At 39.1% G+C, this 22,292-nt stretch carries 19 protein-coding genes and 1 other RNA gene; 7 read left to right on the forward strand and 13 right to left on the reverse strand.

Annotated features, from left to right (window positions below):
* Window positions 1-50 precede the first annotated feature (50 nt).
* Together MWU82_RS09390 and MWU82_RS09395 are read left to right on the forward strand one after the other, a co-directional pair.
* Window positions 51-248, forward strand: a complete 198-nt coding sequence (locus MWU82_RS09390) for a hypothetical protein (protein WP_215948643.1) — start codon at window positions 51-53, stop codon at window positions 246-248.
* Window positions 248-796, forward strand: coding sequence for a Smr/MutS family protein (locus tag MWU82_RS09395; protein WP_247096198.1), 549 nt, complete (start codon window positions 248-250; stop codon window positions 794-796). Before MWU82_RS09390 ends, MWU82_RS09395 begins: the two co-directional genes overlap by 1 nt.
* Here the strand turns inward: MWU82_RS09395 and MWU82_RS09400 are convergent, their stop codons facing one another.
* The gene (locus MWU82_RS09400) at window positions 797-1,306 is read right to left on the reverse strand and encodes a hypothetical protein (protein WP_215948641.1); all 510 of its coding nucleotides are present in this window, start codon (window positions 1,304-1,306) and stop codon (window positions 797-799) included.
* Between the two features lie 134 nt (window positions 1,307-1,440).
* Between MWU82_RS09400 and MWU82_RS09405 the strand changes: the two genes are divergently transcribed.
* A complete protein-coding gene (locus MWU82_RS09405) occupies window positions 1,441-2,589 on the forward strand; it encodes a cysteine desulfurase family protein (protein WP_247096199.1) in 1,149 nt (382 codons plus the stop codon).
* On the opposite strand, the gene MWU82_RS09410 is transcribed toward MWU82_RS09405, so the two are convergent.
* The 3 genes from MWU82_RS09410 to MWU82_RS09420 form a co-directional block, all read right to left on the reverse strand.
* On the reverse strand, window positions 2,586-3,239 hold the full coding sequence (locus tag MWU82_RS09410) for a hypothetical protein (protein ID WP_215948639.1): 654 nt from the start codon (window positions 3,237-3,239) through the stop codon (window positions 2,586-2,588). The genes MWU82_RS09405 and MWU82_RS09410 overlap by 4 nt on opposite strands.
* 115 nt (window positions 3,240-3,354) lie before the next feature.
* Window positions 3,355-5,874, reverse strand: a complete 2,520-nt coding sequence (locus MWU82_RS09415) for a carboxypeptidase-like regulatory domain-containing protein (protein ID WP_247096200.1) — start codon at window positions 5,872-5,874, stop codon at window positions 3,355-3,357.
* A complete protein-coding gene (locus MWU82_RS09420; RefSeq protein ID WP_215948637.1) occupies window positions 5,828-7,516 on the reverse strand; it encodes a M23 family metallopeptidase in 1,689 nt (562 codons plus the stop codon). The genes MWU82_RS09415 and MWU82_RS09420 overlap by 47 nt, the downstream gene beginning before the upstream one ends.
* Window positions 7,517-7,711: 195 nt before the next feature.
* On the opposite strand from MWU82_RS09420, the gene MWU82_RS09425 reads away from it, so the two are divergent.
* From MWU82_RS09425 to rny, 4 genes are all read left to right on the forward strand, one after another.
* Window positions 7,712-8,002 carry a hypothetical protein gene (locus tag MWU82_RS09425; RefSeq protein ID WP_031444723.1) on the forward strand — a complete coding sequence of 97 codons (291 nt, stop codon included), beginning with the start codon at window positions 7,712-7,714 and terminating at the stop codon, window positions 8,000-8,002.
* 14 nt (window positions 8,003-8,016) lie between these two features.
* Window positions 8,017-8,313, forward strand: a complete 297-nt coding sequence (locus MWU82_RS09430) for a cell division protein ZapA (RefSeq protein ID WP_031444722.1) — start codon at window positions 8,017-8,019, stop codon at window positions 8,311-8,313.
* A gap of 54 nt (window positions 8,314-8,367) precedes the next feature.
* Window positions 8,368-8,477: non-coding RNA, 6S RNA (gene ssrS, locus MWU82_RS09435), on the forward strand.
* A 54-nt stretch (window positions 8,478-8,531) separates the two neighbouring features.
* Complete coding sequence (gene rny / locus MWU82_RS09440) at window positions 8,532-10,097, forward strand: ribonuclease Y (protein WP_215948636.1); 1,566 nt, start codon at window positions 8,532-8,534, stop codon at window positions 10,095-10,097.
* Window positions 10,098-10,227: 130 nt separating this feature from the next.
* Here rny and MWU82_RS09445 read toward each other — a convergent pair whose 3' ends face one another.
* The 9 genes from MWU82_RS09445 to MWU82_RS09485 form a co-directional block, all read right to left on the reverse strand.
* On the reverse strand, window positions 10,228-11,082 hold the full coding sequence (locus MWU82_RS09445; protein WP_247096201.1) for a hypothetical protein: 855 nt from the start codon (window positions 11,080-11,082) through the stop codon (window positions 10,228-10,230).
* A 57-nt stretch (window positions 11,083-11,139) separates the two neighbouring features.
* Window positions 11,140-13,338 carry a DUF349 domain-containing protein gene (locus MWU82_RS09450; RefSeq protein ID WP_247096202.1) on the reverse strand — a complete coding sequence of 733 codons (2,199 nt, stop codon included), beginning with the start codon at window positions 13,336-13,338 and terminating at the stop codon, window positions 11,140-11,142.
* 152 nt (window positions 13,339-13,490) lie between these two features.
* The gene (locus MWU82_RS09455) at window positions 13,491-14,243 is read right to left on the reverse strand and encodes a shikimate dehydrogenase (RefSeq protein WP_247096203.1); all 753 of its coding nucleotides are present in this window, start codon (window positions 14,241-14,243) and stop codon (window positions 13,491-13,493) included.
* Complete coding sequence (locus MWU82_RS09460) at window positions 14,221-15,234, reverse strand: DUF368 domain-containing protein (protein ID WP_247096204.1); 1,014 nt, start codon at window positions 15,232-15,234, stop codon at window positions 14,221-14,223. The genes MWU82_RS09455 and MWU82_RS09460 overlap by 23 nt, the downstream gene beginning before the upstream one ends.
* Window positions 15,235-15,248: 14 nt before the next feature.
* On the reverse strand, window positions 15,249-16,166 hold the full coding sequence (locus MWU82_RS09465; protein WP_247096205.1) for a DUF368 domain-containing protein: 918 nt from the start codon (window positions 16,164-16,166) through the stop codon (window positions 15,249-15,251).
* A gap of 28 nt (window positions 16,167-16,194) precedes the next feature.
* Entirely contained in the window at window positions 16,195-17,595 is a 1,401-nt protein-coding gene (locus tag MWU82_RS09470; RefSeq protein WP_247096206.1) for a tetratricopeptide repeat protein, read from the reverse strand.
* 95 nt (window positions 17,596-17,690) lie between these two features.
* Window positions 17,691-18,872 carry an aspartate aminotransferase family protein gene (locus MWU82_RS09475; RefSeq protein WP_247096207.1) on the reverse strand — a complete coding sequence of 394 codons (1,182 nt, stop codon included), beginning with the start codon at window positions 18,870-18,872 and terminating at the stop codon, window positions 17,691-17,693.
* 5 nt (window positions 18,873-18,877) lie between these two features.
* A complete protein-coding gene (locus MWU82_RS09480) occupies window positions 18,878-20,893 on the reverse strand; it encodes an OstA-like protein (RefSeq protein WP_348646981.1) in 2,016 nt (671 codons plus the stop codon).
* A gap of 112 nt (window positions 20,894-21,005) precedes the next feature.
* Window positions 21,006-22,277 (reverse strand): adenylosuccinate synthase, encoded by a 1,272-nt coding sequence (locus tag MWU82_RS09485; RefSeq protein WP_215948629.1) that lies wholly within the window; start codon window positions 22,275-22,277, stop codon window positions 21,006-21,008.
* Window positions 22,278-22,292: the final 15 nt, after the last annotated feature.

The following is a 22,292-nucleotide window of genomic DNA, read 5'->3' on the forward strand; positions in this document are numbered from 1 at the left end:
TTAAAGTACTAATATAATTCTTTACCGAAAATTACTATTATTTTTGGGCAATGAAAACAAAACGGACTTTTTATTTGGTATTGATTATTGTAGGGGCTGCAATTGCGGGGTTGGGAGACCGTATTATGCATGAGGAATATGCTTTGAGTATTGGAATTGTGCTTTTAATGTTCGGTTTGTACAAGACCACACAATTGTGGAGTATAGATCAGTATGCGGATGAGGACAAAGACAAAGAAAAGAACTAATGGGTTTTAAGGTAGGAGATAAAGTTGAAGCCATCGATGATATTGTTCAAGGGGTTGTTATAAAAGTAAATGATGGGCAAATTACAGTGGAAAGTAATGACGGGTTCTTATTGAAATATACGGCAGCTGAATTATTGAAAGTTAGCGGCTCCAATGCTATTAAAGTATCCAATTATGAGGTAGCTAAAATAAAGGCGGAGAAAGAAGTGCCAAAGAATAGGCATAGCAAGAAATTAAGAAGCAAGGAGCGGTATGCTCCACAAATGGAAGTTGATCTGCATATAGATAAGTTAACACCCTCTACAAAAGGAATGACCAATTTTGAAATGTTGAACCTTCAACTCGATACGGCCAAACGTCAACTGGATTTCGCTATTCGTAAAAAGATACAAAAGGTTGTATTTATTCACGGTGTTGGGGAAGGTATATTAAAGGAAGAGCTATATTTTCTTTTTAAACGGTACGAAAATGCAAAGTATTATGATGCCGACTACCAGAAATATGGCCTAGGGGCCACAGAAGTATATTTTTTTCAGAACACCCAATAATCAATTGGTTGTCACCGTTCCAAAATCATTGATACTTAAATCGGTTATCCGCTGATTGTTGGAAGCATTGATAAAAGTAATCTCGCTAAGCCTTATTGTGTGTTCGTAAGAAGTGCTTTCTCCATCAACTATTGCCGTAGTGGTTATTAGTACAGAACCACTTTGAGCCTCTATTTCTTCAATTACCGTGGGTTCCGTTACTGGGATAACATCGCAAAAATAATCACTGGATACATCATCGGAAAAATCACGATAGGTGAGGGTGGTACTGGTGGAGATAGGGTATTCAACCTCTCCGTCCGATGCTTCATTCTTAAGTGTTCCACTTGCTAAGGTGAGAATTAGAGCCTCGTTGCCGTTAATTTTAAAGAATAAAGTGGTGCTGGTCGTAACTGTAGTGTCACAGTAATCTATGTCAATATCGTCAAAGTCTATAGTTTCTATGGTTAAATCCCCATCATCGCATGAGAAAAGGATTAAGCACAAAAGGAAAGTCAAGAGATTTTTCATGCCTCAAATTTAATCGAAATATAGGTTATAATCCTAGAGGTTTATAAGCATTTTACAGGAAATTAACTTTATTTCAAGTAATTTTGGCGAACTCTCCTGGAGTTGGGAAAGTTTTTAATTTGATTTATTTTTTAATGAAAAAGGTTTATTTGGATAGTGCCGCAACCACTCAGGTTAGACCCGAAGTCATCTCAAAAATGCAAGATGCCTTGGCAAGCTGCTATGGTAATCCATCTTCTTCCCATGGTTTTGGAAGGACAGCTAAAACGGCTATTGAAAAAACAAGAAAAACCATAGCCAAGTACTTAAATGCCCATCCAGCGGAGATAATCTTTACTTCTGGAGGTACCGAGGCGGACAATATGATTCTAAGGTGCAGTGTCAGGGATCTTGGGATAAAAACCTTGATTACCTCCAAAATAGAACATCATGCCGTATTGCATACGGCTGAGGCGCTGGCCCAGGAATATGGTATAGATCTCCAGTATGTAGATTTGGATAGCTATGGAAATCCGGATCTTGCCCATTTGGAGTCACTGCTGAAGAGGGATGCCAGTAAGAAACTGGTGAGTTTGATGCATGTGAACAATGAAATAGGAAATATTACGGATATAGCCGCTGTTGGTAAACTTTGTATAGAAAACGATGCCTTATTTCATTCCGATACGGTACAGTCTATTGGACATTTCCCATGGGATGTGCAGAAAACCAATGCTCATTTCCTGACCGCCGCGGCACATAAATTTCATGGTCCCAAGGGGGTAGGATTTGCTTATATTAAAAGAAATGCTGGTCTAAAACCCTTGATTTTTGGGGGATCGCAGGAGCGTGGCTTTAGAGCAGGAACTGAACCGTTTCACAATATTGTGGGTTTGGAAGAGGCCTTTAAAGCGGCTTATGACCACTTGGAAGAGGAAAGGAATTATGTGACGGAGCTAAAAAGATATTTTATAGAAAAATTATCCAATGCAATTCCCGATGTAGCCTTTAATGGTCTTTCCGGGGACATGGAGGGAGGTACCTATACCCTTGTGAATACGCGTCTCCCTTTTGATTCTGAAAAGGCGTTGATGTTGTTGTTTCATTTGGATCTAAAGGGTATAGCCTGTTCCAAAGGCAGTGCCTGTCAGTCCGGTAGCGATATCGGTTCGCACGTTCTTACGGAAATACTTTCCCCTGAAGACATGGAAAAGCCTTCTTTGAGATTTTCGTTCTCAAAATATAATACGAAAGAAGAATTGGATTATGTGGTTGAGGTACTAAAGGAATTTGGTTCCAATTAGTTCTTTTTTCTATCTCGTGGGCGTTCCCTGTCGTAAGGGAATTTTCTGGAAGCCAGTTTCATCATCAGGTCTATGAGGTCTGTAGTGTTCTTTCCCGATTTCTTATTGATTTGTTTTTCGTATTTCCAGAGCAATTTGCCAGTTATGCCGTCACTTATTTTTACCCCAATTCGGCCGTAATTGGCATCGCCGTTAATATAATCTAGAAGGCTAAATTCTGTAGGGACTCCTTTGGATAGAAGTACGTTTAAGTCCAAAGTACCACTTATAATGCCATCAACTTCTAAAATTTGAGCTAGTTCTTTTACGCTGTAAACATCAATATTGTCGTACGAAATACCATTTTGTTTTAAGATGGCATTGGTATTTTTTATATTCTGGAATTCTACGGAAAATTTCTTTTTCTTTTTTCTTTTAGAGAAATAAGTTTCTAGTGCATCCTGTACGGCGTAGCCTTCCTTCTCCTCCAAATCTTTTAATTCAGCACTGGATATTTCATCTTTCAACTCCAAATTGGTCAAGAATGGGATTATGGCCAAATTAGTATGGTCTTGGCTCAATTCATCGAACTTTTCACTTTCATAAATGTTCTTTTGAGCGGATACACCTAGGCAACTAAGGGTAAAAATAATTATAAGAATATTTTTCATCTAATGCTATTTGTTCTTTTTACACAGCACAGTCTCTGTTGATACTTCCAGGGGGCTTAAAAATGTTATTGCCCCATGTGCTTGTCCATTTTACGGTTAAAACTTATTTTCAGTACTAAAAACGCATCTCAATTTTAATATTTAAGATACGGCCGGTCATAAAATTGGGTACGGCAAATTGTTGTTCGTTTAACAAATCCCTTACCCATGTGTTGGTTATGGAATTTTGATTGTTAAATAAATTAAATATTTCAAAGCCGCCACTCAGATCCTTAAAAACACGTAAAAACGCATTTTTGTCATTGGATTTATTGGCTCCCACAAAAATATAGGAAATTCCTAAATCTGCACGCTTATAATCCCTTAATCTATTTTGATAAAGGTAGGGGTCGGTATAGCTAGGTGAGCCTCCGGGCAGTCCTGTATTATAAACTAGGTTTAAGTACATTTTAAGGTCCGGTACCTCTGGCATGTAGTCCTGAAAGAGAATGCCTACTTTTAAACGCTGATCTGTGGGCCTCGAAATATATCCCCGGTCATTAATGTTCTCCTCTGTTTTAAGGTAGCCTAAACTAAACCATGACTCCGTACCGGGAACAAAGGCGCCGTTTAATCTTAATTCTGCCCCGTAAGCGTAAGCTTTTGCATTGTTTAGGGCTGCATATCTTATACGGACATCTTCCAAGGTATATGGATTTACATGGGTCATTTTTTTCCAATAGGCCTCACCGATCAGCGTAAACGGTCTTTGCCATAATTTAAAACTGTATTGGTTTCCATATACAATATGATAGGATTTTTGGGCCTCCACCTCAGGATGAACAATACCATTGTTATCCCTTAATTCCCGGTATAATGGCGGCTGTTGGTAGACTCCCCCGGAGAGTCTGAACAGCATATCTTTTTTCCAATTTGGCTTAATGGAAAATTGGGCCCTGGGACTAAATATGGTATGTCCGCTACTTTTAAGATTTTTGCCATTCACGACCCAATGGCTGGCTCTGGCTCCTATATTATAATAAATGTTATGGTCGTTCCATTGTGTTCTATGGCTGTATTGCGCAAATCCGGAGAGTCTATTGGTGTTTACCGAATTCCTGGCAAAAATACCCTCGTAAGGCACCAAGGGCGCTTCAAAGGGTGTTTCGGGTTCATTGCGATTATAACCAGAATTTGGAGGCCGTACCATATATCCCAGAGAGTCTAAGAATTCGGATTCCCTAATTTGGTCCCTAATATCGGTATGCTCGTATTTAAGCCCCCATGAAATAGCCTTCCCAACTTTGGAGTGGATGCCTTTATGTTCCAAATTGAAGATTTTAGCATCCAGATCATTTCTGGCCCGATTGTATTGTGTGGCCAATCCGTTTATAGGGGTAGGCTCCCCTAAAATATCGTCTTCAAGACCTGCATTTAACTCACTAAGCCGGTATTGGGATATTACATCGGAATATTCTTGCTCCCTATTAAAATACAGGGAGGAAATAAGTTTTAAAGTGGTTTTGTCATTTAATTGGTATTCCGCTTTCAGCGCGTTTAGGTTGGTCCTGTACTGGTTTTTTTCGCTTCCGGAGTAATAGACCGTTAAAGTCTTTATATCATTCAGGGTCCCAAAATTGGTCTGCCTGGTAAAGGGTTGGTTTCTATAATTGTTGATAGAAATATTTCCTAGATAGCTGATTCTAAATTTGTTGGAAAATATGTAGGTAGTAAATTGTTGAATATCAAAAAAAGAGGGGTCGTAGTTGCCATTGGTGTTCTGGCTATTTACAAGGAGGCTGTTGTCCCGAGACCTGATGCTGGTTAAGGAAGATAATTTCTTGTTTTTGGATACGCTTTCCAAAGTTGTCGAAGTCCCAAGACGGGTCGCATTTATTTTAAGTCCAAAGGAAACAGGTGTTTTATAAGTGATATCCAAAACAGAGGAAAGTTTGTCCCCATATTTGGCTTGAAAACCTCCTGCGGAAAATTGCAAGTTTCCCACCATGTCACTATTTATAAAACTTAGGCCTTCCTGTTGTCCGGAGCGTATTAGAAAGGGCCTATAAATCTCTATGTCATTGACATACACCAAGTTTTCGTCAAAATTGCCCCCCCTTACCATGTACTGGGTACTGAGCTCATTGTTGGAGGATACCCCTGGCAAAAGCTTTAAGATGTTCTCCACCCCCGAATTAGGTCCTGGAATATTTCGCACAATATCTGATGAAATAGTTGTAATACCCTCGGCGTACCTACTGCCTACAGGGGTTACAACAACCTCGGCAATAAGTATTGCCTCATTTTTTAGAACAGGGTTGAATTCATAATTCTCATTGGTATTCAGAATTAGGTCTTTGAGAATTAGCCTTTCGTTCCCCAAATGGGAAAAAGTTATTGTTGTTTCCTGGTCCGCTATTATTTCCAAAATATAAAACCCGTTCACATCGGAAAAAGTTCCTTGGTTTTTGGATGCAATATTAACATTGGGCAAAGGGGTTTGGTTTTCGTCAAAAACCACACCGGTTATGGTAGCCGTTTGTGCCTTTAGAACGGTTGCCGAGGATGTTAAAACGACAAGGAAAAATAGTTTAAAAAGTCTCAATGTTTCATTTTCTGTAAAAAGTACTTGTGAAAGTACTGCTATTACCAACATTATCGGTAACCACTACTTTCAAATCACATTGTTTTTTATCCAATATAAGGTCATCAAAATTATAGGTGATGGTATTTGTCTTTGGCTCATATTCCAGAAGTATCCATTCACCATTGAGGGTTGCATTGTAGGTGTCTATTCCACTCAGGTCGTCCGTAATTTTTAAGCTTAAATAACTGTAGTTGGTAAGCCACTGTTTGTCTTTGAAATTTTTAGGTCTAATTTGCGGAGCCACAGTGTCTTTTGCCAAGGTATAGGTGCCAAGGTCCCTGGTTCTTGTTGTAAAGGTAGTGCCCCGTTTATAGGTAGAGGCGTAATTTGCAGTTCTATTATTGTCCAATCGTCCAATGTACATTTGTTTCCTTTCCTCTTCCGAATATTTTGAAACATCAAAGGTTATTGTAAAGTTTCTATGAGCGGGTACCTTACTATTGTGAATTGTAACGGTATCCTTTCCTTTTTTTAGATCTATATAAAAGTTGTCGTAAAACGTATTGGCCGGGAAGTATACTTTTGCTGCGCCCAAATCAAAATTGTTAGGTTTTTTGGCAATAATATAGTTGTCCGTTTTCTCTTCTATTTTAGGAATTTTAATTTCTTCAAGTTTTCCTTCCACAGGTATAACCAATTTGGTAAGATTTCCGGCAAGATCATAAATATGAATTTCCACATTATAGGATAAACCTTCACTAACCTCTATTTTTCCATTATTATAAATGGTCTTGTATATACCCAAAAGATTGCTTTCGTCCTTAAAACACTTTTGAATCCTTTCCCTGTAAGTACTGTAATGGTTGTAATCTATCAAGGTGTTTATGTATCTGCTTTCTGTAAATGAAAATGTTTCAAAATTAAATTCGGTGTATAATTTTCCGTTCACTATTTGTTTCACGGAATAAACCCCGTTTTGGTTGGCAGCAAGGTCTTGGCGGTCAAATGCATTTATTCCGAACCCAATGGTGCCAAGCGCAGTTACCTTGTCGGCAAGATAGGTGCCATCACTTTGTCTATGATATTTTAGTTTTATTTTTTCCTGACTTTGATTTACCTGAGCGTTCTCCGAAAGTGGATAGGCATAAACATTCAACAAAGTAGGGTCTGTAGCATCCCGTACCTCAATTCCATGTAAAAGTGGATTCGTCGGCATTTCGGAGGCACTGTTTCTAATTTCGAAATGTAGGTGGGGTCCGGCAGATCCACCTGTATTTCCTGTGAAGGCGATAAGATCACCTTTCTGAACCTTAAGCTCTGAAAATTCAGGAAAAATCTCCACTTCAAAAGATTTTTTTTGGTATTGGATCTTCTTTACGTAGGCTTCTATTTCAGGAGAAAACTTTTGAAGATGTCCGTAGACAGAAGTGTAGCCATTGGGATGGGCAATATAAAGTCCTTTTCCATAGCCCCATTCCGAAACTTTTATTCGTGTAACCGTACCCTCACCTATAGCGTAGACCGGTAATCCCTGTCTCTGTTGCGTTTTAATATCGATCCCTGCGTGAAAATGGTTGGAGCGCAATTCCCCAAATGTTCCAGATAGAACTATTGGAATATCCAAGGGAGAGCGGAAAAAATCCTTTGGATATGGAGCTTGCCCATAAAACATTGAGGTAAAAAGAAAAAATCCTAAGAAAAAGCCTTTCATATATGTGATAATTGGTACGAAAGTAATTAATACCGTTCTAATTCAAAAAAAAGTCTGTGTTATATAATTTATAAAAAGGATCAATTATTTTTCTTAAATTGAGGTTGGAAATTTTACTTTGAGAATAAATGAAAAAAGAATTGCTAAGTATAAAGAGGTGTGTTAACTTTGTGTAAAATGCATTGATATTTGCAAATGAGTGAATTGGTAGATATTGTTGATTCTTTAGAAAATAAAATTAGTAAGTTGTTGCATAAGCTGGAGCTGTTGCATCATACCAATATAAAATTGGAAGAAGAATTGGTTGCTGTAAAAAATGATCATGAAGCTACAAGAGTTTCGGTGAATGAATGGCAGGAAAAATACAATTCACTAAAATTGGCAAGTTCTATGCTGGGCAGTGATACGAATAAGACCGAAGCTAAGCTTAAAATAAACACATTGATTAGGGAGTTGGACCATTGCATTGCCCAACTTTCAGAATAGTGTAAATAAACAATATGGCAGAGAAGCTCAAAATTAAGCTTTCTATAGCAGATAGGGTATATCCCTTAACGATTGATCCTTTACAGGAGGAGGGCTTAAGAAAGGCCGCTAAGAATATAGAACAGCTGGCAAAGAAATTTGAGCAAAACTATGCCGTAAGGGATAAACAAGATGTGCTGGCCATGTGCGCACTTCAGTTTGCCTCTAAGATTGAGCAAAAAGGAATAGACCATTCAGAAGGTGTAAAAGAAGCCGCAGAGCGACTAAAAGCACTGAATATGTTGGTTAGTTCCAAGCTAGGGATGAAATAACGTTCTTTAAAATAAATATAGTTACTGCCCACATTGGTAATTAATTTTTGACAAACTCAACACTAATTTGTTTGAAAAGGGTGAGTTTAGATTGTAAAAGCAGGCCTTACTTGTATAAGGATCCTTGAGCAGTCTGGTAGCCCTAAACCTGTTTATCGGGGTTTGTACAAAACTTCCATCAATGTGGGCTTTTTTTATAAATAATTTTCAAAATAAATATGGATAGTATAGCAATAATAATAGGATTGGTTGGATTGGGAATTGGATTTGCCATTGCGAAGTTTATGGAAAAGGGCAAGGCTTCCAAAACCATAGCCAGCGCAAAAAAAGAGGCGGCCAATATAATTAAGGAAGCCAACATTGAAGGCGAAAATATTAAGAAGGATAAAATATTTCAGGCTAAGGAAAAGTTCTTGGAACTAAAGGCGGAGCACGAGAAGGTTATTATCAATAAGGACAAGAAAATTTCAGAAGCAGAAAAGCGAACAAGGGATAAGGAATCCCAGGTCAGTAGTGAACTTGCAAAAGGTAAGAAATTAGGGGAGCAGTTAGAAAATAAGCTGAAGGAGGTAGATTATAAGAGTGAATTCTTGGAAAAGAAACAATCCGAGCTCGAAAAACTTCACAAAAGCCAGGTACAACAGTTGGAGGTAATTTCCGGTCTGTCTGCCGAGGAAGCCAAATCACAATTGTTGGAGTCCCTTAAGGATACGGCTAAATCGGATGCTATGGCCTACATTCAAACTACTGTGGAAGAAGCAAAGCTTACCGCACAACAAGAAGCCAAGAAAATCATTATCAATACCATTCAGCGAATCGGCACCGAAGAGGCAGTGGAAAATTGTGTTTCCGTCTTTAATTTGGAATCCGATGATGTAAAAGGAAGGATTATAGGACGTGAAGGACGAAATATTAGGGCATTGGAAGCGGCTACAGGGGTTGAAATAATAGTGGACGATACTCCAGAGGCCATTATTCTTTCCTGTTTCGATTCTGTTCGGCGAGAGGTTGCACGTTTGTCATTGCACAAACTGGTGACAGATGGTAGGATTCACCCTGCCCGAATTGAGGAAATTGTTAAAAAGACAGAGAAACAGATAGAGGAGGAAATTGTTGAAATTGGTAAGCGCACGGTGATCGATTTAGGAATCCACGGCCTGCATCCAGAACTGATCAAGGCGGTGGGTAGAATGAAATATCGTTCTTCCTATGGACAGAACCTTTTACAGCACTCCAGAGAAGTTGCCAAATTATGTGGTGTTATGGCGGCCGAGTTGGGAATAAATCCAAAACTGGCAAAACGTGCCGGTCTATTACATGATATTGGGAAGGTTCCTAATACCGAGGCAGAGGTTGAAACGCCACATGCCATTCTTGGTATGCAATGGGCCGAAAAATTTGGTGAGAAACCTGATGTGTGCAATGCCATTGGTGCCCACCATGATGAAATTGAAATGAAAACACTTATTGCGCCAATAGTCCAAGTGTGTGATGCCATTAGTGGGGCAAGACCAGGAGCAAGAAGACAGGTGTTGGATTCTTACATTCAGCGTTTAAAGGATTTGGAAGATATCGCCTTCGGATTTGGTGGAGTGCAAAAGGCATACGCTATTCAGGCAGGAAGGGAATTAAGGGTTATTGTAGAAAGTGAAAAAGTGAGCGATGACAAAGCTGCCGAACTTTCTTTTGAAATTTCCCAAAAAATTCAAACGGACATGACCTATCCTGGTCAGGTGAAAGTTACTGTCATCAGGGAGACTAGAGCGGTAAACGTGGCCAAGTAATATATACTAATTTTATAAAAGCCTGCCCAATAAATGGACTTTACATTTATTGGGCAGGCTTTTTTTTTGTTGTACTAGTTCGGATTTAAATAATGGTATTATGTTGTTTGGTAGCTTTAGCTTTGCTTCCCTAATCCTCTTTATAAGGTCTGCTGATGGTCTTGTTTTTGTACATGTCCAATTCCCTCAGACCTGTTTCGGTCCATTCATCCCAATAGGATTGTTTTGATAGATCACTATACACTGCCGTATCATAAGTGTCCTGTTTTAATTGAAGCTCTTTATTTACTTCATTCCCTATGAGCTCCACTTTCTTTACCAGATCCTTAAAACTCTTAACCTCATGATGTAGTCTTTGGATAAACTTCCTGGCGTAGAGTTCCGTAATGTCAAAATGCAATTGTTCGTGATTTAACACTAGGGCTTGGTTTTTATTATCTTTAAAGTAGGATAGCTCGCAATTGAAATAGGTATCTACTTCCACAATAACCATGTTTTTCTCTGATTTTACGCTGGTTGTATAGCCAAAATAGGTATTTGTGGCTGCAACAAAGGGTTTGCCCTTGGACGACCCCTTAAAATCTGTCACTTTAAGTTTTCTATTGGTATTCCAAATAATTTCCTTTTCAAAGGCTTCTGGATTGGGAACGGAATAGATATTTCCCCTAATTCTATGGCAAGGATTTAAAAGGGTGTTAGGTAGCTTGTGTCTTGTGATAAATATTAAATTACCGCCAATTTCTTTCGCTTCCTTTTCTGCCGCCCGTTTAACTTGTCGAAGGTTGCAGTCCCCGTTAAAGCCATTGTGTTTGGTAGCTATAGTGCCAATAAGTAGGGAATCGCTGAGGTTTGGATCCTTTTTGGTAATAACAAATACTAAATTTGGTTCCGGTAATTGGTCGGTAGGGGGGCTAGCGGTTTCTTTTACAATTATTCTAGGCGTACCACAGCTTGTTAGGGAAGTAACAAACCATAAAACCATCATTACACTAACCCTATTTTTACTAATGTGCTTTTATTTTAAAATTGTTTTGATTGAAGTCTATTCCTCGTCCTCAGAGGACTCTTCTTCAATTTCCGCTTCTTCGGCCTCTTTTATCAAATTATTTTCCAGAATGTTCAACTTTTTTAATTTGGCCTTCCATGTGGCCAATGATTCCTTGTGGTTGTTTATGTTTTTAATTACTTCTTTTACCAAAGGATTATCCTCGGAAGCATTGGAAAAGAATTGAAGATTGTTTTCCAATTGCCTAATTTCACTCTTGCTTTCGTCTATTTTTCTTCTGATAAAGGTACGTTCGTTAGAGATGGCGTAGTCGTTGTCGTTGTTGGCCAGCTGCTGAATCTTGTTACCGTATTTCAGTAGCTCTGCTTCCTGTCTGTTGATATCCAATTTTTTGAATAGGGCATCAAGAATTTTGTTAAACTTGGCATTTATGCTCTTCTTGTTGAAGGGCACCCTGCCAGCTTCTTTCCATTCGGCAATAAACTCTTTGATAGCTGCTAAATCTTTACTCTTATCCCCACTTAGTTGGAAACTCTTTAAATTTTCCAGACATGCATTTTTCTTGTCAAAATTCTCTATCTCTTCCTTGTGGGCTTCATTTTTTAAGGCGTGTAAACGATCAAAATAATGGTTGCATGCAGTTTTGAACTCCTTCCATATTTTATCGGAGTATTTTCTGGGCACATGTCCTATTTTTTTCCATTCGTTCTGAATTCTTTTCATCTCCTGGGTGGTAGTATCCCATTCATCACTATCCTTTAAGGAGACTGCAAGCTCCAACAATGCCCTTTTTTTATCGAGATTGACCTGCTGGTCTTTCTTTAAATTTTTGTAGTAATTGTTTTTGTTTCTATTGAACTCACGCACAGCATCCTTAAAACTTGCCCAAGTCTTCTCATTTACTTTCTGAGGTACTTTCCCAGCTTTAAAGAAAGAATCTCGCAATTTTTCAACTTCCCTTATTTGTTGTTGCAACTCTTTGTGACTTGAGGCAATATGGGCGGCTATCGAGCTTATGGAACCTATAATTTCGTTTTTCTTTTCCAGGTTTTGCTCGTAGACTTTTTCTAGGTCTTTATAGTAATCCTGTCGTCTTTGGTGCAGCAATTTGGTAGCATTGCTAAACCGGTCCCAAATCTCTTCCCTGTGCTCTTTGCCAACGGGACCAATATCTTCTTTCCAGATTTTATGCAGGGTCTGAAGTTCTTGAAATGCCTTGTTTAAATCCTCCATTTGGACCAACTCTTCAGCCCGCACCACGATCTTTAGTTTTTCCTCATAATTGTGCTTAAAATCCAGATCCCTTAATTCCCTGTTTAAGTGTAGGAAGTCGTAAAATATTTCAATGTGATGGTGGTATGTTCGCCAAACATCATTGTAATTGGCGCGTGGTATTGGGCCGGCATTTTTCCACCGTTCCTGTAGATCTTTGAAATTCTTATAAGTGGTATTGATATCCTCTTCAACGTTAACCAAAGCCTTGAGTTCGTTGATGATTTCCAGTCTTTGGGCAAGATTGGATTTAAGTCCCTGTTCCAGGTTTTTGTAATAGCTATTTCTCTTTTCCCGATAATCTGAATATACCTCGTTAAACTGTCTTTTGGCAACGGAATTGTATCGGAAATCTATTTCGTTACCACCGCTATTTATGAAGTCTTCCTTCTTTTCGTCTATAAATTCCTGAAACTTTTGATCGAACTCATATTTAATTCCATCAACATGCTTTTTAATAGCCTGTACTTTTTCGTTCCTTACCAATCGCTGTAGTTCACCTACCAAATTCTCCATGGACATAGCGTGGTAATCCGGCATGGGAATATGGTGTCGCTGATGGTTGTCAGAATCTTCGGCATCCTCTGCATTGGATTCATCTATTTCCTCCAGAACATCTTCCTCTTTTTCCTCAGTTGTCCCGGTTGCCTTTTCATTGTTGGCAGAATCTTCCACGATATCTTCAGTGGTCTCGTTTTCTTCAATGGAAGCTACTTTTTCCGGAGCTTTTTGAGTTGAATTCTCTTCCAGCTTTTCCTCCTCCTTGGTTTCTGAATCGATAGATGTACCTTTATCATCCACCATTTCCTTGGTGTTAATTTCGGAATCTGTTTCATTGGTCTCAGGACTGGGAGCGGATTTTGTTTCAGTCTCGGCTTCCGAATTATTTATGGCTTCAGTATTTCCTGAGGTTTCCTCTGTGCCTACATTATTCTGTAGGTTGTCTTCTTTATCTTCTAACATTTTATGAATGTTTATAGCTTTCTAAATGTAATGTACGGAAATATAATTACATCCGTCTATATATCAAAGGTAATGAAACTTCTTTTTAAGGTTTTTTTGGAGAGGGGACTCCTGTGTTTTTTATGGTTTTAAGGGGCTTACTTGTTTTTTTACTAGGAATTCCATATCTCCCAAGATTTTTCTGCCTGAAATTGAAGCATATTGGAACCATTGCTTATTTTACCGCCTTGCTGCTCACCTGCCAGCAAAAATGCTGTTTTTTCCGGATTGTAGATAAGATCGAAAAGTAAATGTTGGTTGGTAATGAAGTTGTAAGGCAGGTCTGGTTTGTCGTTTATGTTGGGGTAAGTGCCTAAAGGAGTGCAATTAACAATGACCGTATGGTCCATCATCACGTCCTTGTTCAGATCTGTGTAATTGAGTTGTTTGTCCTTGGGGTTTCTAGAGACAAAAATATAGGATATCCCTAATTTATTAAGTACATACGCCACTGCCTTGGAAGCACCACCGGTACCTAGGATAAGCGCTTTTTTATGGTGTTCCTTAAGATGGGGTTGTATGGATTTTTGAAAGCCATAGGCGTCTGTATTGAAGCCTACTGTTTGTTTTCCGTTTATCTTAATGGTATTCACAGCTCCAATGGCTTCGGCTTCCGCATCTATTTTCGATAAAAAGGGCATAATTTGTTCTTTGTAGGGAATAGTTACGTTAAAGCCTTGGATATTGCTGTTTTGTTCCCATAGGCCCTTAAACTGGTCAATATTCTCCAAATCAAAATTCTCGTATGAATGCCTTTCCAGTCCCATTTCAGAGAATTTTTTGGTAAAATATCCCCTTGAAAATGAATAGGAAATATTTTTTCCAATTAACCCAAATCTAATTTTATCTCTTTCTGTTTTTTCCATACCAGTCTAATCCTAATAAAATTAATATCCCAAAAAAAATAAAAAATATGGCCCACCAAGTCTCGGAAGATCCCAAATTTGGCAGGAATCTTTCATAATTCTTTATTATCGGGTTGTGGTTCGTATCCAAGAGCAAATTGCCATTGATATCCGTTTTAAATAAAGTGCGTTTCCAGGGCCATACCACTCCCAATGAGCCCGTAATAAAACCTATAATTACGGCTGTTGTTATATGTCTATAATGTTTTAGTACGAAAGTCAATAGATGGGAGAGGGTTACCAAGCCGGCAGCCGATCCCGCAGTAAATACTGCCAGTATTTTTAAGGTATTGAGCCGTGTTGGATTTTTAATAAAACTATAGTCGCCCGTTAAGACTTCCGAAAAGGTATCATAAAGGGCGTTTACGGAATCTACCAAAAGAAGCACATAATTACCCAGAAGGATCAATATAAAGGAACCGGATAGTCCAGGTAAGGTCATGCCGGAGACACTGATTATGCCACAGAAAAAGATAAATATCAAATTGTCGTTTTGAGTAGCAGGATTAAGGAAGCTTATGGATATACCTATGATTAATCCAATTATTCCTGCCGGAACGGTCTTTTTTCCCCAATGCCCAAAGTCCTTTCCTATATAGTAAATGGAGCCCAAAATCATCCCAAAAAAGGCAGACCACACATAGAGTTCATTTCTTTCCAAAAAATAATCCAAAATTTTGGAGACACTGAAATAACTTACCAGCATGCCAAAAATTAGCAGCGTTAAAAACTGCCCGTTGGTGTAGCGATAAAAACTTTTTAACCTTCCACTGATCAAAAGTCTAAAGGCTTTTCCGTTTACCTTTTGAAGGGAATAGATAAACTCTTCATAAAACCCGCCCACAAAAGCGACTATACCTCCTGATACGCCCGGAACTTTGTTGGCCGCACCCATAAATAAGCCCTTAATGACAAGGAAAAATTTATCCGTGAATGTTCTGGGGTTTCTCATTTGGGACTGTGCGTTTATTTTTTAGCGGCCAATTTTTCCAGTATAAAAATAAGGGAAAAACCAAGTAAAGCTAGCATAATCGCACTTATTAATTGAGGGTCTCCTTCGAAATTAAATGGGGAGATATTCTGATCTTTGATGGTAATTATTTTCTCTCCGAACATTTTAGTTTCCAAGACTTCCTTCCATGGCCATATTTTGTTTAATGAGCCTAAAATAAATCCGGTCAATAACGCCAAGGTCAGGTTCTTGTAATGTGTAAACATCCATTTTAGAAGTTTTGCAAAGCTCAGCAGTCCAAAAATGGCTCCTAGGCCAACAGTGATTACAATTTTAAGATCGCGCTCGTGCACTGCATCCAATACCGTTTTATAGGATCCCAGTAGCACTAGGATAAAAGCTCCGGATATCCCGGGTAGAATCATAGCACATATGGCCAGTGCCCCTGACAGGAACAAATAGGGGAGAGATCCCGAATTTTCGGAAGGGGGCAACTTTGTAACGTAAAAAGCTATGGCAGCTCCAATGATCAATATTAGTATTGCAGCCAAATTCCATTTTTTTATTTCCTTGCCCACCAATATAATACTGGCTACAACCAGGCCAAAGAAAAAGGACCATAGGGGAATGGGTTCGTTCTCCATTAACCAGCTAATGAGTTTGGCCAAGGAAAGGACACTTATACCGATGCCAAGAAGCAGGGCAAGTAGAAAATTACCGTTAAGTTTGGTCCAAAAAGCCTTTATGCCTTCCTTTCTTAATGTATTTAAAAGGGCTACGTTAACGTTGTTAATACTAGTGATAAGTTCTTCGTAAATTCCGGAGATAAAAGCAATGGTACCTCCCGACACACCCGGCACAACATCTGCTGCGCCCATGGCCATTCCCTTTAATAAAATAATGATGTAAGATAAAAGATTGCGATTTTCCATAAATGATAAAAAAACAAAAATAGTTTATTTATCTGGAAGCTTTTTTCACATCCTCAATTAAGTTTTGGGCCCACTCCGTGTTGAAGAATTGGGGAAATTCATCCTCAAATAAATGTAGTTGGTCAAGGTCTATTTTAAGGGCGTTGAGCAATCTGTATTGAGCTCTGGGGAAATCGCTTATTAGCAGATAAAATCCTGCCATTTTATACTGCATTTCACATCGCTGTGGATAAAATTCATGACCTTGTAGCAATATTTCTATGGCCGCATGAACGTCCAGGTTTTGTACTGCCACATCGGCCCAATGAAACCAAGTGTCAAATTCATAATTTCCTAGGTCTACTGCCTGCTGATAAGCATAATAGGCCTCGTCATTATTTTTTAAAGTGGCGTGGATCTTTCCACATTTTTTCCAGTACTTGGAATTTTCCCCATCAATATTTATGGCTTTATTGATGTAGTACAGTGCCTTTTTATAATCCTCCTGTCTAATGTAGTATTCCGTAATTGCCAACCATCCCTTATCCAACAACGGATCCTCATGAACCGTTCTGTAATAATAGGATTTGGCCAATTCATCATTCTTTAATTTTTCGTGACATCTGCCGATCCTTAAATAGGCGTGCGAGGTAGGGTCTTCAATAGCAATGGTGGTCTCATAATTTTCAATGGCCTCATTGTACTTGCCCATTTTTTCCAATACCTTGCCTTTTTCAAAATAAGCGCCAATAAAAGTGTCATCGGAAATAATGGCAAAGTCAAATGCGGTCAGCGCTTCCTTGTGCATTTTTTTGGTAAAATACATTTTGCCCAATTGATGCCAGGCTACTTCGCTATAAGGGTTACGTTCAAGATAATCATTTAAATATACAATGGCTCCGTCGTAATCTTCAAGAAATTCAAAACAATAGATAACATTGTAAAGTGATGAATAATCCTCTTCGTCATAGGATACGCACATCATGAAATTTTGTTTGGCGTCCTCAAAATTATCCATGAACAAATATTCCATCCCTAGTAAGGAATGGATGTCAAAACTGTCGTCGGTTAAATTCAATGCATGGGTCAAAAGAGAGACTGCCGCTTCGTGATTGTCTTTTTTGGAATAAATATTGGCCCTTTGAATGTATATTTCCTCATTATTGCTGTCTAATACCTGTAGCTCATCCAGCATCTTCTCTGCCAGCTCCAGATTATTTTCAAACACAAGGACTTCTATGGACAATAACTTAAGTTCTATACTGCCGGGATGCTGTTGTAGTCCAATTTTAATGGCTTTTTTGGCCAATGCAATTTTACCGTTATTGAGGTAGTGGTGAATAATATCTTGAAAATCTTCCGCGTCAAAGAAGTAGACATCATCTGTCTTAAGCATGGATTCAAACTTAGCAATTGGTTGCCCTGGTCTCTCGTTTGGTTCTAACGCCATAGGAACTTCTAATTATTCATTGGAACTAAAGTAGTCTTTTGAAACCCTTAATTCCGACAGATTTGGTCTATTATATTAACAAATTAGTTAACAATTTATTGTTTAAGGCCGTTCAATACCTCTAGAATTAGCGCACAGCCAAGGCTAATTTCCTGATTGTTAATGGTCAATGGCGGTGATATACGAATTGCATTTGGTTCAAAAAGTAGCCAAAATAATATTAGGCCTTTCTCGGCACATTTAAGGATTACCTCATTGGCCACTTCAGGTTTTTCCATTATTAAAGCCAACATCAATCCTTTACCTCGAATTTCCTTTATTAATGGGTGCTGCAAAAGTTTTCTAAAAAGTGCTTCCTTTTCCAAGGATTCCTGAATAAGCTTGCTTTCGGTTATTTCCTGCAGGGTTGCTAGACAGGCCGCAGCAATTACAGGATTGCCTCCAAAGGTGGTAATATGACCTAGTTTAGGGTTCTCTATTAGTGATTGCATCATGTGGTGGGAAGCTACAAATGCGCCTACCGGCATACCACCGGCCATTCCCTTTCCAATAACCAGAATATCCGGAACACAATCATAGTGCTCAAAAGCGAACAACTTTCCGGTGCGCCCAAATCCAGGTTGTATTTCATCAAGGATTAGCATGGCTCCCATAGCGGTACATCGTTCCCTTACCTTTTTTAAGTACCCGTTCTCCGGTAAAATAAAACCGGCTCCACCTTGAATGGTCTCCAAAACTACTCCCGCAGTTCTTTCCGTTATTTTTAATAAATCCTCTTCGGAATTAAAACGAATGAAACCAACATCTGGGATAAGTGGTCTAAAAGCACTTTTACGCTCTTCATAGCCCATAATGCTTAAACTTCCCATGGTATTTCCGTGGTAAGCATTCTTGGCTGATAAAATTTGACTTCTCCCTGTAAACCTTCTGGCCAATTTTAATGCCCCTTCAATGGCTTCCGTCCCGGAATTCACCAAATAGGTGGTTTCCAACGGTGCAGGGAGAAGGCTTGCCAGCAACTTGGTATAAGCAACGGCGGGTTCCTGAATGTATTCGCCATAGACCATTACGTGCATATATTTCTGTACTTGATCCTGAATGGCATTTACCACTCTTGGATGGCAATGTCCCAGGCTGAGCGCGGATACTCCGGCAACAAAATCGAGATGTGCCCTTCCTTTGGTGTCGTAAATATAACTTCCCTTGGCGTGTGAAATTTCCAAAGCCAAAGGGTGTGAAGAAGTTTGTGCCTGGTACTTAAAATAATCCTCTTTCATTTGTTCTATTTGTCAAGGATCCTTAAAATCCAGGTTTCATCCATGTAATTACCATTAAAATTGTCGTTGCGCGATTGGAGCGCTTCTTCCCAGGTGTTATAGCGCTCTAAATAGACATAGTGGTATTGGTTGAAATTTCGTAAAAAGTGTTGGGGTTTCAAACCTTTTTTAGTTAGGCTTTTCATGAATTTCTCATAATTTTCCTTCACCTCAAAAACGTTCGCTATTAAATAATAACCGGGATCCAGACCGTCCTCTTTGTCGCCCTCCTCGTAACGTACCTCTGTTTTTGATTCAGAAACGCTGGGTTTGGGCTCCTTTTTCTGTTGATCTTTTTTGGTTGGTTCCATTTTCTTCAAGGGATTGGGAGGCAATAACTTTGAAGAATTTATGGAATCCCGTTTCCTTTGATCCTCTTGGGCCTCCTCTGGCTCCACGTCCAAATCTATAGGGTTTTCCACTCCTCGAATGGTAACTAGTTTAATGTTGTTGTCGTCCTCATCAAAGATATCGTCCTTGCTAAGAATCCTTTCCTTTCCACGCCAAATAAAACCTTTCAATAGCCTACTGTTTTCAGGGAGTTCCTTTTCCGGGAAAATATCGCCATCAGGATTGGTAATAAAGGTAATATCCTCAATCTCATTATTGGCGAGGGTCATTCTAATGGCACTGCATATGGTCTTGTCTATTCCAATAAGTTCCTGATCATCATTGTACATGTAGTAGATCACCTCGGTGTTTTTTACAAGGTCGATAAGACTTAGTTTATTGTCTATAAATTTTCCGAATAGATCCTTGCCCTTCGCCTGATTGTAGCCTACTTTGCCCACCGTATCCAAAGAAACAATAAAGGCATTATTGATAACTTTTAAGGAATCCAATTTTTCCGTTTCCAGGTTGGAAAGTAAGTGGATACTGTCCCCGGTCATCTGATTTTCGCCGTTCCAAATAATCGGATTGGTAATTAATTCGGTAATACCAGTTTTTTGGTTGAAATGGATGGAATCGCACTTACCGCTTAAATCGGTCTTGTAGAATTTGGCATTCCTGAATGCCCTTAGGATACGTTGTTCCGGCTTGCCCGTAATCATTAGGGTATCACCGTGCATATATAGGGAATCCTGCTCTACCAGATTGATAGATACTGCCCTTTTGGTGGCAAAAACGGAATCCTTGGCCTTATATACTTCTGCATAGTGCGCCCTGATCAATCCATTGTTTATGGTGTCCCTTATGGTAATATTGTTCGTTGCGGAGGCAAATTCCGTTTTTTTGTCAAAATATAAGCTATCCCCTGTAATAATACGGTTATTATAGTCTATACGGGTATTCTTGATTCCGTATCCGTTTTCGATTTTAGTGTCATAGAACCCACGTTCACAGTACATTTTATAGGTTTCTCCGGTAATGGTGGATGGACCGTACAAATAGGCATTTTTGGACTCGGTATAATAATCCAACTGCTTTGAGACCAAATTGAATTCTGGGTTCACAAGGTTCACACTTTGCAAGAACTGGGATTTTTTAAGTTGTGTAAAGTAGCGCCCTATTTTACTGGTAAGCGTATTGGAGGAATCAACTACTGTTCCGTTATGTTCATAGAAAGCCTCTTGTTTTTCCCGGTCAAACCGCAAGGTGTCCGTGGTAAGCGTCATACTGGTATGGTTCAATACCACATTTTCCCAGGCCTTGGCAAGGTTTAGGTTGCCATCATAATCAATTTTGCCGCTGGTCAATTGTACGGAATCTCCCTGTTGCAATTTAATGTTCCCAATGGCCTTGAGTTTATTTTCTTTTTGATAATAGATGGCAATATCGCACCATAGATCCGCTCCTTCGTGTTCAAATTGCACTTGCCGATCATCCTTGCTAAAGATGGCTGCTCCGGGATATTGTTTTTCATCTTTGGTGAAGTTGGCCCCATAAACAATGTTTATTTGTTTAACCTCCGTCTTGGGCTCCTGGCCCCGGCCATTCCAACAAATGAATACAATAAATAAGAATAATATGGACTTAAGCAATGTTTAAAATTTTGGTCAAAAATAGTATATTTTGAGGGAGGATAATATAGTTTGGGATAGTTTTAGTAAAACCCCAATAACAAAAAAGCCATCTTTTAAGATGGCCTTTTTGTTATCGATATATGGTCTGGGTCCTATCTGGTCCTACCGAAACAATCTTAATGGGGACTTCCAGTTCTTTTTCCAAGAACTTTATGTAATCCATTAAGGTGTCCGGAAGTTCATCGGACTTGCTCATTTTGGTCAAATCCTTTGCCCAACCCTTCATTTCCGTGTATACCGGGGTCACATATTCCGGTTCTATGCTATAGGGTAAATGTTTAATTTGTTTTCCTTTATAGTTGTATGCCGTACAAACTTTTAGAGTTTTAAAACCACTAAGCACGTCCGCCTTCATCATCATCAATTCCGTAACCCCATTAATTTCAACGGCGTATTTAAGTGCTACCAGGTCTAACCATCCGCATCGTCTTGGTCTACCTGTGGTTGCGCCAAACTCGTTGCCGACCTTGCCCATGGTTGCACCGTCCTCATCAAAAAGTTCTGTAGGGAAAGGACCACTGCCCACACGGGTGGTATATGCTTTGAAAATACCCAATACGCTACCTATTTTATTTGGTGCCACTCCCAATCCTGTACATGCTCCCGCTGCCGTAGTATTGGATGAGGTTACAAAAGGATAGGTTCCAAAATCGATATCCAATAGGGATCCCTGTGCGCCTTCCGCCAATATTTTTTTACCTTCCCTCTGAGCATTGAAAATATACTCTTCGCTATCTATGAAGGTTAATTTTTTTAGTTCTTCTACCGCCATAAAGAAGTCGGCCTCCAATTCCTTTAGGTCATATTGAATCTCTACATTGTAAAAGCTGATCATGGCCTCGTGTTTGTTGGCCAGTATCCTGTATTTTTCTTTCCAGTCCGAGAATTCCAAATCGCCTACCCTCATTCCGTTCCTTCCGGTTTTGTCCATATAGGTCGGGCCAATACCTTTTAGAGTGGATCCAATTTTGGCCTTGCCTTTGGCGGTTTCCGAAGCGGCATCCAGTAACCGGTGGGTGGGCAGAATTAAGTGGGCCTTTCTAGAGATAAATAATTTTGATTTAATATCTAGATTGAACTTTTTAAGATTATCCAGCTCCTTTTTAAAGATAACTGGGTCTATTACCACCCCGTTGCCAACAATGTTCACCGCGGTTTTATGGAAAATTCCTGAAGGAATGGTATGTAAAACATGTTTTATACCATCAAATTCTAATGTGTGGCCAGCATTTGGTCCACCTTGGAAACGTGCAATTATGTCATAGTTTTTTGTTAAAACATCAACTATTTTCCCTTTTCCTTCATCTCCCCATTGGAGTCCTAGTAGTAAATCTACTGCCATTATTTATGTAATTGG

The sequence above is a fragment of the Arenibacter sp. S6351L genome (genome assembly GCF_023016025.1).
In the GTDB taxonomy this organism is placed as follows: Bacteria; Bacteroidota; Bacteroidia; order Flavobacteriales; family Flavobacteriaceae; genus Arenibacter; species Arenibacter algicola_B.

Bases quoted from the DNA above. Each gene is read 5' to 3' on its own strand.
- MWU82_RS09415 (WP_247096200.1), bottom strand. From the start codon at position 5,874: ATGTTGGTAATAGCAGTACTTTCACAAGTACTTTTTACAGAAAATGAA.
- MWU82_RS09390 (WP_215948643.1), top strand. From the start codon at position 51: ATGAAAACAAAACGGACTTTTTATTTGGTATTGATTATTGTAGGGGCT.
- MWU82_RS09425 (WP_031444723.1), top strand. From the start codon at position 7,712: ATGAGTGAATTGGTAGATATTGTTGATTCTTTAGAAAATAAAATTAGT.
- MWU82_RS09460 (WP_247096204.1), bottom strand. From the start codon at position 15,234: ATGAGAAACCCCAGAACATTCACGGATAAATTTTTCCTTGTCATTAAG.
- MWU82_RS09445 (WP_247096201.1), bottom strand. From the start codon at position 11,082: ATGATGGTTTTATGGTTTGTTACTTCCCTAACAAGCTGTGGTACGCCT.
- rny (WP_215948636.1), top strand. From the start codon at position 8,532: ATGGATAGTATAGCAATAATAATAGGATTGGTTGGATTGGGAATTGGA.
- MWU82_RS09465 (WP_247096205.1), bottom strand. From the start codon at position 16,166: ATGGAAAATCGCAATCTTTTATCTTACATCATTATTTTATTAAAGGGA.
- MWU82_RS09475 (WP_247096207.1), bottom strand. From the start codon at position 18,872: ATGAAAGAGGATTATTTTAAGTACCAGGCACAAACTTCTTCACACCCT.
- MWU82_RS09395 (WP_247096198.1), top strand. From the start codon at position 248: ATGGGTTTTAAGGTAGGAGATAAAGTTGAAGCCATCGATGATATTGTT.
- MWU82_RS09405 (WP_247096199.1), top strand. From the start codon at position 1,441: ATGAAAAAGGTTTATTTGGATAGTGCCGCAACCACTCAGGTTAGACCC.
- MWU82_RS09455 (WP_247096203.1), bottom strand. From the start codon at position 14,243: ATGGAAAAAACAGAAAGAGATAAAATTAGATTTGGGTTAATTGGAAAA.
- MWU82_RS09430 (WP_031444722.1), top strand. From the start codon at position 8,017: ATGGCAGAGAAGCTCAAAATTAAGCTTTCTATAGCAGATAGGGTATAT.
- MWU82_RS09400 (WP_215948641.1), bottom strand. From the start codon at position 1,306: ATGAAAAATCTCTTGACTTTCCTTTTGTGCTTAATCCTTTTCTCATGC.
- MWU82_RS09470 (WP_247096206.1), bottom strand. From the start codon at position 17,595: ATGGCGTTAGAACCAAACGAGAGACCAGGGCAACCAATTGCTAAGTTT.
- MWU82_RS09410 (WP_215948639.1), bottom strand. From the start codon at position 3,239: ATGAAAAATATTCTTATAATTATTTTTACCCTTAGTTGCCTAGGTGTA.
- MWU82_RS09485 (WP_215948629.1), bottom strand. From the start codon at position 22,277: ATGGCAGTAGATTTACTACTAGGACTCCAATGGGGAGATGAAGGAAAA.
- MWU82_RS09420 (WP_215948637.1), bottom strand. From the start codon at position 7,516: ATGAAAGGCTTTTTCTTAGGATTTTTTCTTTTTACCTCAATGTTTTAT.
- MWU82_RS09450 (WP_247096202.1), bottom strand. From the start codon at position 13,338: ATGTTAGAAGATAAAGAAGACAACCTACAGAATAATGTAGGCACAGAG.